General features: G+C 65.1%; 10 protein-coding genes. 6 read left to right on the top strand and 4 right to left on the bottom strand.

The window, feature by feature from the left end; translation table 11 throughout:
* Nucleotides 1-1,893: a hypothetical protein gene (locus tag HMI57_RS06320; RefSeq protein ID WP_171585099.1), complete on the top strand. Its 1,893-nt coding sequence runs from the start codon at nt 1-3 to the stop codon at nt 1,891-1,893.
* 150 nt (nt 1,894-2,043) lie between these two features.
* On the top strand, nt 2,044-3,093 hold the full coding sequence (locus tag HMI57_RS06325; protein WP_171585100.1) for a TerC family protein: 1,050 nt from the start codon (nt 2,044-2,046) through the stop codon (nt 3,091-3,093).
* Between the two features lie 116 nt (nt 3,094-3,209).
* Here the strand turns inward: HMI57_RS06325 and HMI57_RS06330 are convergent, their stop codons facing one another.
* Nucleotides 3,210-4,481, bottom strand: a complete 1,272-nt coding sequence (locus HMI57_RS06330; RefSeq protein ID WP_228720973.1) for an alpha/beta fold hydrolase — start codon at nt 4,479-4,481, stop codon at nt 3,210-3,212.
* Nucleotides 4,482-4,534: 53 nt separating this feature from the next.
* Nucleotides 4,535-5,017, bottom strand: coding sequence for a GNAT family N-acetyltransferase (locus HMI57_RS06335; protein ID WP_171585102.1), 483 nt, complete (start codon nt 5,015-5,017; stop codon nt 4,535-4,537).
* A gap of 75 nt (nt 5,018-5,092) precedes the next feature.
* Between HMI57_RS06335 and HMI57_RS06340 the strand changes: the two genes are divergently transcribed.
* Together HMI57_RS06340 and HMI57_RS06345 are read left to right on the top strand one after the other, a co-directional pair.
* On the top strand, nt 5,093-5,410 hold the full coding sequence (locus tag HMI57_RS06340) for a hypothetical protein (RefSeq protein ID WP_171585103.1): 318 nt from the start codon (nt 5,093-5,095) through the stop codon (nt 5,408-5,410).
* A gap of 755 nt (nt 5,411-6,165) precedes the next feature.
* Nucleotides 6,166-6,639 (top strand): DUF222 domain-containing protein, encoded by a 474-nt coding sequence (locus HMI57_RS06345; protein WP_346655144.1) that lies wholly within the window; start codon nt 6,166-6,168, stop codon nt 6,637-6,639.
* Nucleotides 6,640-6,661: 22 nt separating this feature from the next.
* On the opposite strand, the gene HMI57_RS06350 is transcribed toward HMI57_RS06345, so the two are convergent.
* Nucleotides 6,662-8,014, bottom strand: coding sequence for an IS256 family transposase (locus HMI57_RS06350; RefSeq protein WP_171585104.1), 1,353 nt, complete (start codon nt 8,012-8,014; stop codon nt 6,662-6,664).
* Nucleotides 8,015-8,094: 80 nt separating this feature from the next.
* Here HMI57_RS06350 and HMI57_RS06355 point away from each other — a divergent pair, with 80 nt between their 5' ends.
* On the top strand, nt 8,095-9,108 hold the full coding sequence (locus HMI57_RS06355) for a DUF222 domain-containing protein (protein ID WP_346655150.1): 1,014 nt from the start codon (nt 8,095-8,097) through the stop codon (nt 9,106-9,108).
* Between the two features lie 417 nt (nt 9,109-9,525).
* Here the strand turns inward: HMI57_RS06355 and HMI57_RS06360 are convergent, their stop codons facing one another.
* The gene (locus tag HMI57_RS06360; RefSeq protein WP_171585105.1) at nt 9,526-12,048 is read right to left on the bottom strand and encodes a DEAD/DEAH box helicase; all 2,523 of its coding nucleotides are present in this window, start codon (nt 12,046-12,048) and stop codon (nt 9,526-9,528) included.
* Between the two features lie 74 nt (nt 12,049-12,122).
* On the opposite strand from HMI57_RS06360, the gene HMI57_RS06365 reads away from it, so the two are divergent.
* Complete coding sequence (locus HMI57_RS06365) at nt 12,123-12,908, top strand: trans-aconitate 2-methyltransferase (protein ID WP_171585106.1); 786 nt, start codon at nt 12,123-12,125, stop codon at nt 12,906-12,908.
* Nucleotides 12,909-13,110: the final 202 nt, after the last annotated feature.

Raw genomic sequence — 13,110 nt, forward strand, 5'->3', positions numbered from 1 at the left:
ATGACAGGTCGCCGTCCGCCCAGCACCGGTCCGTTCACCGAGATCCGGGTGCACGGGGTCGGAGACCACGACTACCTGAGCGCGCTGGGACGGCCCCCCGTCAGGCGGCTCAACTCGTGGGTTGAAACGGCCGACGCACCGGCGCTCCCACCGCACCGGCTGCGGATCGTCAACTGGTCCCGATCGAACCGCAGGAACACCGGATTCCTCTGGTACCTGGCGTTCCCTTTCACCCTGATCAACGTGGCTGGGCGCATGCACGGCGGCGGCGTAGCAGGAGCGGGCAGTGCAGTAGCGGGCGGTGCGCTGCTGCGGGCGTCCGTCGGACTGGTGGGACTCATCCTCACTGTCAGCCAGCTGGCCTGGCTGGTGGTGCTCGGCGAGACCGTGCTGCGCCACCTACCGGCGGAGGTCAGCGGATCGGCCGCGGGGAGGACGACGGCGATCGTCGCTGCTGTCGCCCTCGCCGCTTGGCTGCTGTACCGGTGGCGGACGGTCATCAGCCGCCAGGGGGACGCGGAACCGGGTGACACGCACCCAGATGGCACGCACCACGGTGACGCCCGGCGGGTTTTTACCCACCTGGGGCTGATCGTGGGGGCAGGGGTGGCCATCGCCTGGACACGTCCGGCGCAATTGGCCTACGGCGGGTGGCCCTCCGTCCCCACCCCCATGTCGGCCAGCGCGTCTGGGCCGGTCCCCACTGTGGAGCGGCTGGACGCGATGGCTCTCTGGATCGCGCTCAGCACGGGGGGTGCTGTCCTCGCCGCGGCACTTCTCGTGGTCCGGTACTGGGCGGGGCGTCCGGAGGCCCGCCCGAATCGTGCCCCGGAAGCCGCAGCCGGGGTACTGCTGGTGGCGGCGGTCCTGCTGCTGCACAGTGTGACCTCCCTGCTACGCATGGTGCTCGACAACATCCTGGCGTACATCACCGGCCTGTTCGGCGCGTCCGGTGCTGGTGGCTCCACTCCTGGCCGCAACACCAGCCATGCGATCCTGCTCGCCTACGACAGTACAGCCGAGGCAGGAGACAGCCGGCTCGATCTCTTCCCCTTCCTCGCGCTGATCGTCGTGGCGGCCGTCGCCCTCGCCGCCGCCGTCGTCCTTTCCCTCACCCGGACGCTGGGCCTCAGCCCGCTCTGGGGGACACCGGTTGTCCGCGCCCGCTGGCTGCACCGCCTGACCCGCGGCGCACCCACCCTGGTGCCCCGGATCATGCCCGTCGCAGGACTGGTGGCCACTGCCGGAATCGCCGCCGCGGTCGCCCTCGGGGAGGGACGGTTGGGCGGTCCGTGGCTCGCTCTGGCCATTCTTGCCCTTCATCTGGCGGGCGCCGCGGTCATCCTGGTGCTGTTGCTCGGCCAGCTCGCGCCGGTACGCAGCGTGCTCGGGAAAATCGCCGACATTGCCGGCTTTTGGCCCATCCGTGACCATCCACTCGCCGGAGTCTCCTACCGGGATGCAGTGGTGGAAGGAATCCGGGCCGAAACCCGGCGGGCCGACGTCGGGCAGGTGGTGTTGGTGGCGCACAGCCAAGGCTCGGTGATCTGCGCGTGGCTGCTGGCCCACACGCGGACATCGGAGGCTGGCAGGCTGTTCCTTGCCACCGCCGGTTCTCCACTTGCTTCCCTGTACGGTGCGTTTTTCCCTGCCTATTTCAACGGTGACCTCTTTCGCCGGGTCAGCGGCAATACCCCCGGCAACGGCTGGGTGAACCTGTGGCGGGACACCGACCCTATTGGAACTGCCGTCCCGTGTGCCGACAACCGGCAACTCGCTGACCCTGACCCGGCCGGGAGACTCCGCCGACACAGCGACTATTGGACGACTGCGGAGCTGACCGAGGAAATTGAAAGGTTACGGCAGTTATTTCCCGATCAGCTGAGTAGTTAGGCTACGATGATGCGGACGTAAGGGAGTATCCCGAAGCGCTACGAACGTCAACACGCAGGGCATCGTTGCCCTGCCGGGCGTAGCGGCCGACTGGCAGGTGCCGCGGCGGAGAGACTTGCGGACACCGCTGCACCCTCCGAAAGGTCCCTCATGCCCGAACCCACGCTGGAATTGCCGCTGGCTTTCGAGGTCGGCACATTCATTGTGCTTGGCCTCATCCTTCTCTTCGACCTGCTCCTGGTGGTCAAGCGCCCCCACGAGCCGTCCATGAAGGAAGCCGGCCTCTGGGTCACGTTCTACGTGTCCCTTGCCCTGGTCTTCGCCGTCCTGATGTTTATCTTCACCGGCCCGGACTACGGCGGCCAGTTCGTGGCGGGTTGGGTCACCGAGTACAGCCTCAGCATCGATAACCTGTTCGTGTTCATCATCATCATGGCCCGGTTCTCGGTACCCCGGAAGTACCAGCAGGAAGTGCTCATGGTGGGCATCATCATCGCGCTGGTGCTCCGCGGAATCTTCATCCTCCTGGGCGCTGCATTGATCAGCAACTTCAGCTGGATCTTCTACATCTTCGGCGTTTTCCTTCTCTACACGGCGTACCAGCAGGCCAAGGACACCGGTGGGGATGAGGAGCACGGCAGCGAGAACAAGCTGATCGGGAAGCTGCGCACCGTCCTGCCGATGACCGATAAGTACGACGGCAACAAGATCCGCACCGTCGTCGACGGCAGGAAGGTCTTCACCCCGATGCTCATCGTGTTCGTCACGATCGGCCTCACCGACCTGCTCTTCGCCGTCGACTCCATCCCCGCCATCTTCGGTCTGACCGAGAGCGCGTTCATCGTCTTCACTGCCAACATCTTCGCCCTGATGGGTCTGCGTCAGCTGTACTTCCTGCTTGGTGGTCTGATGACCCGTCTGATCTACCTGAAGCACGCACTTTCGGTGATCCTCGCGTTCATCGGCATCAAGCTGATCCTCCACGCCATGCACGAGAACGAGCTTCCGTTCATCAACGGCGGGCAGCACATCGAGTGGGCACCGATCATCCCCACGTTCGTCTCGCTGGGTATCATCCTCGGCACCATTGTGATCGCCGTCGTTCTGAGCCTGCTCAGCCCGAAGGCCAAGCAGGCTGCCATCGACGCCCAGCTGGAAGAGGACGCCCGCAAGGCCCGCGCGGCCGACGTCGACAACTAGCCAGTTCGGCTCTACCGCACCATCAGCGCGCCACCCCGGCCCGCCAGCACCGGATGACCGGTACTGGCGGGCCGGCTGCGTGTCGGGGAGAGCTATCCGGTCAGCGGGTTACCGGGTCAGGCTGGCCATCCGGTCAGGCGCAGCAGCCGGTTGAAGATCGCTTCGCCATCGTCGGAGATGCCGTCGTGGTGGAAGTCGGCTGTTTCCCACGCCTGTAGCCCGTTGACGGCCCGCGCGGTTTCCATCGACAGGTCGTGGTCCACGTAGATGTCCTCCTGGTATACGGCGGCCGCGGCGGGAACTGTGTTGCGCGCCAGCTGGTCGGCGTCGTACAGGCTACCCCAGTCGGTCCTGGTGGCCAGGAGGTCAGCGGTTTCCCGCAGGGGGACCAGCGCGGGGTCCTGCTGGAAGTACCAGGGGTACACCATCTCACCGGTGAGGAGCAGCTCGTCAGCTGTGGGGAGGAACTGGGGGTAGTCGGCCAGCACCCGGTCCGCGGACCATCCGGACGCCGCACCCTGACAGTAGATCGACTCATGCATCAGCGCGTACAGCGGGTTGGAGGACCGGCTGACCTGCGCCCATACCGCGTCGAGGAACACGTCGGAGAGTCGCTCGCCGTCGGGCGTCGTGATGAACGCGTCCTCCAGCAGGTAGTGGAGCGCGTCGACCCGGGTGTTGCCGCCGAGGAAGGAGCCGATCATCTGGAGGCGTTCGACGGTGAGCTGTTCGCCGGTGGGCAGCCGCTCGTCGACGGCGGCGACGTGTCGGGCGATCCGGGTGAGGATGTCGTGATCCCCGGGGTACTTGGCAAAGTACTCGCGGTTCCGTGCCTCGACCAGCTGGTAGGTCGCGGTGTAGACCCGGTCGGGTGACCCTTCGAGCGGAGCGAGCCCACCGGTGATCAGGGCACGGTCCATGCCTTCAGGGGCGAACGAGAGGTACGTCAGTGCGCAGAACCCCCCGAAGCTTTGCCCGAAGACCGTCCAGGGCGCTCCGACCAGCTGACGGCGGATCAGTTCGGCATCCGCCACGATCGAGTCGGCCCGGAAGTGGGTGAGGTACTCGGCCTGTGCTCCGGCGTCGCCGCGGACCGGCAGCGTCTTGGCATCCGCCGGAGTGGACAGGCCGGTGCCCCGCTGATCGAGCATCAGAATCCTGAAGTGCTTGGCTGCGGCTTTCATCCAGCCACCCAGCTGGGTGACTCTGGCGCCGCGTCCGCCTGGACCGCCCTGCAGGAACAATAGCCAGGGAAGCCCGGCAACGTCGTCGTCGTCGTGATCCAGGGAGCTGTACTCGCGGGCGAAGACGGTGATCGTTTCGCCGTCGGGCATTGAGTGGTCCAGCGGGACGGTGAAGTGGTGGCCGGTGGTGCGGGCGCCGTGCATCAGGTGGGTGGTACCGCGGTGGTGGGGGACGACGTCGGCCTCTGGCTGCCCGCTCATGTGGTGGCTCCGCTGGCGACGGCGGTGAGGGTCGGGCCGGTGAGACGGTAAGTGGTCCACTCGTCCTGGGGCAAGGCGCCGAGGCTGTCGTAGAAGCTGATGGACGGTTCGTTCCAGTTGAGGACCGACCATTCGACCCGGGCATAGCCGCGTTCGGCGGCGATGCGGGCCAGGTTCTGCAGGAGGGCCTTGCCGTGTCCTTCGCCCCGGGCCTCGGGGCGGACGTAGAGATCCTCAAGATAGATGCCGTTGACGCCCTCCCAGGTGGAATAGTTCAGGAACCAGAGTGCGAAACCCTGGATAGCACCGTCTGATTCGGCGACGTGGGCGAACACGCTCGGTGCATCGCCGAAGAGTGCCTGGTGAAGCTGCTCGGGTGTGTTCCGAACGGCGTCGGGTTCCTTCTCGTAGATGGCCAGGTCGTGGATGAGCTGGAGGATGGTGGGTACATCCTCCGGGCGGGCGTCTCGGATAGTCATGTCTTCAACCCTAGCGATTCCGTCTGCGACCGGTAGCCGGGGTGGCTTTGGTGGGTGTCTGGGGATGCTCGAGGTTTGTATCTGTCTGAACCGTTTACCTCGTTGGGGCGCCTCGGCGGAGCGCTGGTCTGGTCGTTCAACGATCTGCTGGACGGCTCCGGTTCACGGGTGGGTCGATGGCCCGCCCTGGGTGCCCCCGTTTGGCGGGTGGGTCGATGGCTCGCCCTGGCGGATTGTTGCGGTGGCCTGATGAGGGGCGACGGCTCGCGTTGGCGGGTGGGTCGATGGTTCGGGTTGGCGGATTGTGGCGGCGGCCTGATGTGGGGCGACGGCTCGCGTTGGCGGGTGGGCCGATGGTTCGGGTTGGCGAAGAGCTGGTCTGTCGTTCAATGATCTGCTGGACGGTTCCGGTTCACGGGTCTCTCGAAGACTCGCCCTGGCGGCCCCGGTTGGCGGGTGGGTCGATAGCTCGCCTCGGCGGATTGTGGCGGTGGCCTGAAGTGGGGCGACGCTTCGCGTTTGCGGGTGGGTTGACGGCTCGCCTTGGCGGATTGTCGAGGTGGCACGATGTGTGGGTTGTTTTGAGACGCGCATGTGCGCCACTTGAGGGCTGCTGGAACAGTAACAACTGCTCAGAAAAAAGTTCGAAAAAGTTTCTTGAGCATCTCTGATCTGCCCCTTATTTTGTCAGTGGCGGGTGATCGAATAGAGGTATGAAAGGCAGTGAAGCTTCTTCTACCCGACCGGTGATTCCTCCCGGATCCGGCGCGGATCCCGCTTCTAATACCGGGACCGCGGACGCGTCCGCGGAGACCGCCGCCGATACATCTACGGAGGCGCCCACCGGGTCTTCTTCTGGGTATGGGTCGGCTGGTCCGTTGGGTGTTGAGTCGGTGTGGACTGCTCCGGTCGTGGACCCGCCGGAGCCCGCCTCTGACACAGACTCGGCTGAGGATGCCGCTGATCCGAACAATGCAGAACCGGCTAAGTCCGGCCCGGACGATCCAGATTCTCCGGAGTCCGACTCAACAGGACCCGATGCAGCGGGACCGGAATCGACGGAGCCAGATTCGGGCGGTTCTGGTTCTGAGTGGTTGTTTTCTGAAGCGTGGGAACTCTTTCACTTCGGGGATGACCCGGATGTGCGGGTGCGCTCCAGTAGTGAGCCTCCCGCACTGACTGGGCAGTTGCAGATGGCTCCTGTGGGCGGTTTGGACGCGGCTCAGGTGTTGGACACGTTGAAGGACATCGACGAGGCACGGTCCTGGCTGGACGCCCAGGAAGCCAAGGTCGTGACCCGGGCCCTTGACCTGCAAACCGAACACACCCGCCACGATCCGAGGGACTGGGGGTACGAGAAAACCGTCACCGCGTCCGAGGTCAGCGCAGCCCTGCACATACCGGAACGCACGGCGGGGTTCCTCGTCGAGCACAGCACCCTGTTGACCCGGTACTGCCCGGCGACGCTGGAAGCGTTGGAGGCCGGGAAGCTCAGTAAACGGCATGCGTGGGCTGTGGTCGAGGAAGCGACCAGCATCCCCGACACTGACCCTGCGGTGACGGCTGATTTTGAGGCCCGGCTCATTGACATGGCGTTGGAGCCTGTCAAGTTGTTTGTGTAAGCGGGTGGCCGCTGGATGGTTTTCATAGGTGGGGGTTGATGCGGTCGGGGTAAGCGAGGGCGAGCTGGGCGAGGGCTTGTTTCCAGTTGGTGGTGACTTGGCCTTCGACGAGGCGTCCGTCGGCTTTGCGTTTAGCGTCATGGCCGAGACCGCGTTCTTTGGCTCGTTCGCGGGCGCGTTTGTCTTCGATGTTGCAGATTGCCAGCCAGAGCAGTTTCACAACTGCGTCGTCGGAGGGGAAATGGCCGCGGTTTTTGATGATTTTTCGGAGCTGGAAGTTCAAAGACTCGATCGCGTTGGTGGTGTAAATGACCCTGCGCAGCATCGGCGGGAAGGCTAGGAACGGGGTGAATCGGTCCCATGCGTCTTCGAAGGCCCGGACGGTGTTCGGGTTTTTCTTGCCTAGCTCTGAGGCCGCGAATTCCTCCAGCGCGGCCCGCGCCGCGGTCTCGTTCGGGGCCTGGTAGACGGCTTTCAGAGCAGCCGCGACGGCTTTGCGCTGCCCGTAGGACACGAACCGCATCGAGGCCCGGATCAGGTGCACCACGCAGGTCTGCACGAGCGAATCGGGCCAGGTTGCTTCGATCGCTTCGGGGAACCCGGTGAGCCCATCGCAGCACACGATCAGCACGTCCTTCACACCCCGGTTGGCCAGCTCGGCGCAGACACCGGCCCAGAACTTCGCGCCCTCGGTGGCTTGGACCCAGATGCCCAGGACGTGCTTGATTCCTTCCATGTCGACCCCGACGGCTATGTGGGCGGCTTTGTTGCGTACGTGTGCTCCGTCGCGGACCTTGACCACAATCGCGTCGAGGTAAATGACCGGGTAGAAGGCCTCCAGCGGCCGTCGCTGCCAGGCGGTGACTTCCTCGAGGACTTCATCGGTGATTTTCGAGATCGTTTCGCGGCTGATCTCCGTGCCGATCGTGGACACGAGGTGATGTTCGATGTCACGCACTGTCATCCCGCCGGCATAAAGGCTCACGATCATCTCATCGAGCCCGCCCAAGCGCCTGGAGCCTTTCGGGACCAGGGACGGGGTGAACGTGCCGTCCCGATCCCGCGGGATCGCCAATTCAACGTCCCCGACAGCGGTCCCGACGGTTTTGGGGAAGGCACCATTGCGTGAGTTCGGGAACAAAGCCGCGTCTGGGTCGCCCTTGTCATACCCGAGGTGGTCACCGAGCTCGGCCTGCAGACCCCGTTCCAGACCCGCCTTGATCAGCCGTTGGATCAGACCGTCCTTGCCTTCGAGCTCGACCTGGCCGGAATCGATCATGGAATACAACTCATTCAGGGCACCCGAGGCCTCCAACGCCTCCACACCCTCACGCTGAGAACGTCTGCGCTCCTCACGAGCTTCCTTATCAATCATGGACATCAGTATCTCGGCTTCCTGCTAAGGGTCACCCTGCCCTTACACAAAATATTTGACACCCTCCGTCGTTGACGACGGTGGCGAAGTTCCGGCAGCAAGCGAACCGGCTCCGCGAAGAACTCCACCCCGAAACCATCACCGTCAGGCGTAAGAGGGCGGTGAAGGAACGCGGGGTGTTCCTGACCCCCAGCTACGACGGGATGGCCTGGCTCGAAGCCTACCTACCCGTCGATCAGGCTGCCGGGATTTTCCACCGCGTCGACACCGCCGCCCGCAACCTCCAAGGCCCCGACGAACCACGCACCCTCACCCAGCTACGCGCCGACGTCCTCGCAGACGTCCTGACCAGTGCCGGTGCCACCGGACACATGACGGACAGCCAAGGGCCCACCACCGTAGATCCCAGCGCTGTAGAACCCACCGCTGGCGATCCCTCCACCGACGGTCGAACCGCCGTTGACGCTACCGGAGGCAGGACCGGCAGAACCAGCGAGACGCGCGGGATGATCGAATCGGATGGGACGGAAGGACCTGATAGCCCGGAAGTATCGGATGGGTCGGTCGGCCGCAGTGGTGCAGGTGCCTTCTGGGGTGTGCAGGCGAAGGTATTCGTCACCGTCCCGGTAATGACCCTCCTGGGCGGGGACGCACCGGGAGAGTTGGAAGGGTACGGTCCGATTGACCCCGACACCGCCCGGAGACTCGCCGGACATGCCCCATCGTTCACCCGGATTCTTACCCACCCGTTCACCGGGGCGAGGCTTGGGGCCGATGCCACCACGTATCGGGTGCCGAAGGACCTCCAGGACGCGGTCAGGGTCAGGGATCGGACGTGTAGGCATCCGGGGTGTAACCGGTTGGCGGTGTTCTGCGAACTCGACCACACGAAACCTTGGTCGCTGGGCGGGAGAACCAGCTATTCGAATCTGGCGGCGTTGTGTAAACGGCACCACAAGCTCAAATCCGAGGGCTACTGGCACTACCGACAACCCGAACCCGGAATGATCATCGCCATCTCACCCGCCGGCGAAACCTACCTCACCCGACCAGACCAACCACCGGCACCAAAGGAAGACCCACCACCCTTCTAAGCACAACCCCTTCTACGCCGTGCACCGCTCGGTCGTGCAGCACCCGGAAGTCCCTGCATGCGGATGGTTTTCTGCTGACCTGCTGACCTGCTGACCGAACCTGGAGGCTGACCATGCCTAGAGAAGGCAAGCCGAAAGGGCAGCGGAGAAGGGCTAGAAGGAGCGTGGATGAAGGGCTAGGTCAAGCTCAACGGGCCGATCGAAGGGAGAGTCGTCGGGAGGCCGGTGGCCGGCGGAACCCAGCGAGGAGGCCCAACCCCTGTCAGGTCAACCCGGCCTGGGCGCCCCGCTACAACTCGCCAAACTCCGCTCGCGCGAGCCCGCTACCAGTCGCCTCATTCGGGGCGCCTCAAGCCGCTAGCGCGACCCGTTTCCAGTCGCTGGACGCCGGAACGGCCGGACATGCCCAAGACCGAGCTAGGGAGCCCCGACTCCGGTCACCGTGACAACTGGGACACCGGCTTCGTCGGAGGCAGCAAGGTCGATGACTGCGTTGATGCCCCAGTCATGGTTACCGAACGGGTCCTTGAAGATCTGGCGGACTTTCCAGCTGCCGGGCACCTTCTCGATGATGAGCAGGGCTGGACCGCGAGCCTCGGGGCCGTCGTCGATATCTTCGTAATCGCCGAAGTAGCCGTCGAGGGCTTCAGTCCATCGGTCGGTGTCCCAGCCGGAGCCGCCGTCGAGGGCGCCCAGCGCCACATCGTCTTCGTCGGCGAAAAGCTTGACCCGCTGGAACATCTCGTTGCGGACCATCACCCGGAAGGCACGCTCGTTGGAGGTCACCGAGTCCGGTTCCGGCGGCAGGTCGACAGTGGTGTCGCCGTCGGGACGCCCGCCAGCAGCCAACAGCTCCCACTCCTCAAGCAGGCTGGAGTCGACCTGGCGGATCAGTTCACCAAGCCACTCGATGATGTCGGTGAGGTCCTCCCGGAGGGCCTCGGTGGGAACAGTCTGGCGCAGTGCCTTGTAGCAGTCCGCAAGGTAGCGCAGCAGGATGCCCTCGGACCGGGTGAGGGAGTAGAACGCAATGTACTCGCCGAAGTTCATGGCCCGCTCGTACATGTCCCGGACCACCGACTTCGGGGTCAGCTCAAAGTCGCCCAGCCAGGGTGCGCCACTGCGGTACACGTCGAACGCCTGGAACAGCAGCTCCGCCATCGGCTGCGGGTAGGTGACTTCCTCAAGGAGCGCCATCCGCTGGTCATACTCGATGCCGTCCGCCTTCATGGCACCGATTGCCTCGCCGCGGGCCTTTTTCTCCTGGGCGTTGAGGACCTGGCGTGGTTTCTCCAGCGTTGCCTCGATCACCGAGACGACGTCGAGCGCGTAGGTGGGACTTTCGGGGTCGAGCAGCTCCAGGCTGGCCAGCGCAAACGGGGACAGTGGCTGGTTCAGTGCGAAGTTGGCCTGCAGGTGCACTTTCAGGCGGATGGAGCGCCCGTCGGCGTCGGGCTCGGGAAGCCGCTCGACAATACCCGCGGTAACCAGCGACCGGTAGATACCGATCGCCTTTCGGGTCAGCTGCAGCTGGGAGGCGCGGGTCTCATGGTTTTCATTGAGCAGCCGCTGGGCCGCCGAGAACGGGTTCCCGGGACGTTCCAGCAGGTTCAGCAGCATCGAGTGACTGACGGCGAAGCTCGACGTCAGCGGCTCGGGGGTGCCAGCTGCCAACCGCTCATAGGTGGGTTTCCCCCACGAGACGAAACCGGTGGGCGGCTTCTTCCGGACCACCTGGCGGAGCTTCTTCTGGTCGTCACCGAACTTGCCGACGGCTTTGGCCATCGCCCGGGTGTTCTCGACCACGTGATCCGGTGCCTGGACGACGACGGTTCCCGCCGTGTCATAGCCGGCCCGCCCGGCACGGCCGGCGATCTGATGGAACTCGCGGGCGTTGAGCAGGCGGGTGCGGACGCCGTCGTACTTGCTCAGGGCCGTCAACAGGACGGTGCGGATGGGGACGTTGATGCCCACACCCAGCGTGTCGGTCCCGCAGATGACCTTCAGCAGCCCGGCCTGCGCCAGTTGCTCGACCAAGCGGCGGTACTTGGGCAGCATGCCCGCGTGGTGGACCCCGATACCATGCCGGACCAGCCGGTTCAGTGTCTTCCCGAAGCCGGAGGAGAACCGGAACGTGGCGATCAGGTCGGCGATCCTGTCCTTCTCCTCCCGGGAGCAGACGTTGACGCTCATCAGGTTCTGCGCGCGTTCGATGGCTTCGGCCTGGCTGAAATGCACCACATACACCGGTGCCTGCCGGGTACTCAGCAGCTCCTCCAGGGATTCCTGCACGGTCGTCTCGACGTAGTAGAAGTGCAGGGGGATGGGGCGTTCGGCGCTGCTGATAGTGGTGCTGGCGCGGCCGGTGAGCGAGGTGAGCGCCTCCTCGAAACGGGTCATGTCGCCCAGGGTCGCCGACATCAGCAGGAACTGGGCCTGCGGCAGCTCCAACAGAGGGACTTGCCACGCCCAGCCGCGCTGCGGGTCCGAGTAGAAGTGGAACTCGTCCATGATGACGGTGCCGACGTCGGCCTGCGCACCCTCACGGAGGGCAATGTTCGCCAGAATCTCGGCCGTGCAGCAGATGATCGGGGCATCCTGGTTTACGCCGGAATCGCCGGTGATCATGCCGACGTTCTCGGCGCCGAACGTCTCGCAGAGGGCGAAGAACTTTTCGGACACCAGCGCCTTGATCGGCGCGGTGTAGTAGCTGCGCTTGCCCCGGGCAATGGCGTCGAAGTGCGCTGCAACGGCCACCAGTGACTTTCCCGAGCCGGTGGGCGTCGCGAGGATCACGTTGTTGCCCGAGACCAGCTCAAGCACTGCCTCGTCCTGCGCCGGGTACAGGTTCATTCCCTCGCTGGTGGTCCACGCGAGGAACGCGCTGTAGACATCGTCGGCCTGGTCCGTGCCTGCGGGGAGGTGTTCCTGAATTCTCATAGGACTCCAGCCTATCTGCTGCCGCCTTACCGGGGCGCTGGCTGGCCCATTCGGCGGCCCGATACGCTGGAGGCATGCAATGGGATCCCACACAGTACTCACTGTTCTCCGACCACCGCGGCCGGCCGTTCCTCGACCTGGTCGGTCGGATCAACCATGCCGCTCCAAGGGTCGTCGTCGACCTCGGATGCGGGCCGGGGGACCTCACCCGGCTGCTGGCTGAACGCTGGCCCGACGCCGGGGTGCTGGGCATCGACTCGTCGGCCGACATGGTGGGGCGCGCCAATGAGCAATCCGATCCGCCGCCACATCTGCAGTTCGAGACCGGTGATATCCGGGACTTCTCGCCCGCTGACGACGTCGACGTCGTCGTCACCAACGCCGTCCTGCAGTGGGTGCCCGGTCAGGCCGAGCTGGTGCAGAAGTGGGCGCGAGCGCTTCGCCCCGGTGCCTGGCTGGCCCTCCAGGTCCCCGGCAACTTCGGATCCCCGGCGCACACCCTGATGCGCGAACTCGCCGGATCGAACGCCTGGCGGGACAAGCTCGGGGGAGTGCTGCGGCATACCGACGTCGTGTCGGAGCCGGAGGAGTACCTGCGGATGCTCAGCGAGGCGGGCATGACCGCCGACGTCTGGGAGACCACTTACCAGCACGTCCTCGCGGGACCCGATCCGGTCCTGCAATGGCTCACGGGCACCGGACTACGCCCGGTACTGCATGCGCTATCCGACGACGACGCCGCGGCCTTCGTGGACCAGTACACCGCCCTGCTGCGCGGGGCCTACCCCGAGGAACCATGGGGGACAGTCTTCGGGTTCCGCCGGATCTTCGCGGTCGGCGTGAAGAACCGCGAGGACTAGGCTCCCACCAGGACTGGCTCCACCGGTCGCGCGCTTCGGAGAGGACTCTAAGGGAGGCCACTAAGGTTGACCTCCGAGGTCTGGCCGATGCCTTGTGCAGCTGTGGTGGGTCCCGTCACTCTCTTGTGCAGTTGTGGTGGGTCGGGGCGTGTCCCACCCACCACAGGTGCCCAAAAGATCGCGAGGATCGAGGCGCGCGGGC

The sequence above is a fragment of the Arthrobacter sp. 260 genome (assembly GCF_013116745.1).
GTDB lineage: Bacteria > Actinomycetota > Actinomycetes > Actinomycetales > Micrococcaceae > Arthrobacter_D.

Coding starts and splice junctions, on each gene's coding strand:
- HMI57_RS06320 (WP_171585099.1), top strand. CDS start 1: ATGACAGGTCGCCGTCCGCCCAGCACCGGTCCGTTCACCGAGATCCGG.
- HMI57_RS06325 (WP_171585100.1), top strand. CDS start 2,044: ATGCCCGAACCCACGCTGGAATTGCCGCTGGCTTTCGAGGTCGGCACA.
- HMI57_RS06330 (WP_228720973.1), bottom strand. CDS start 4,481: ATGCACGGCGCCCGCACCACCGGCCACCACTTCACCGTCCCGCTGGAC.
- HMI57_RS06335 (WP_171585102.1), bottom strand. CDS start 5,017: ATGACTATCCGAGACGCCCGCCCGGAGGATGTACCCACCATCCTCCAG.
- HMI57_RS06350 (WP_171585104.1), bottom strand. CDS start 8,014: ATGATTGATAAGGAAGCTCGTGAGGAGCGCAGACGTTCTCAGCGTGAG.
- HMI57_RS06360 (WP_171585105.1), bottom strand. CDS start 12,048: ATGAGAATTCAGGAACACCTCCCCGCAGGCACGGACCAGGCCGACGAT.
- HMI57_RS06365 (WP_171585106.1), top strand. CDS start 12,123: ATGCAATGGGATCCCACACAGTACTCACTGTTCTCCGACCACCGCGGC.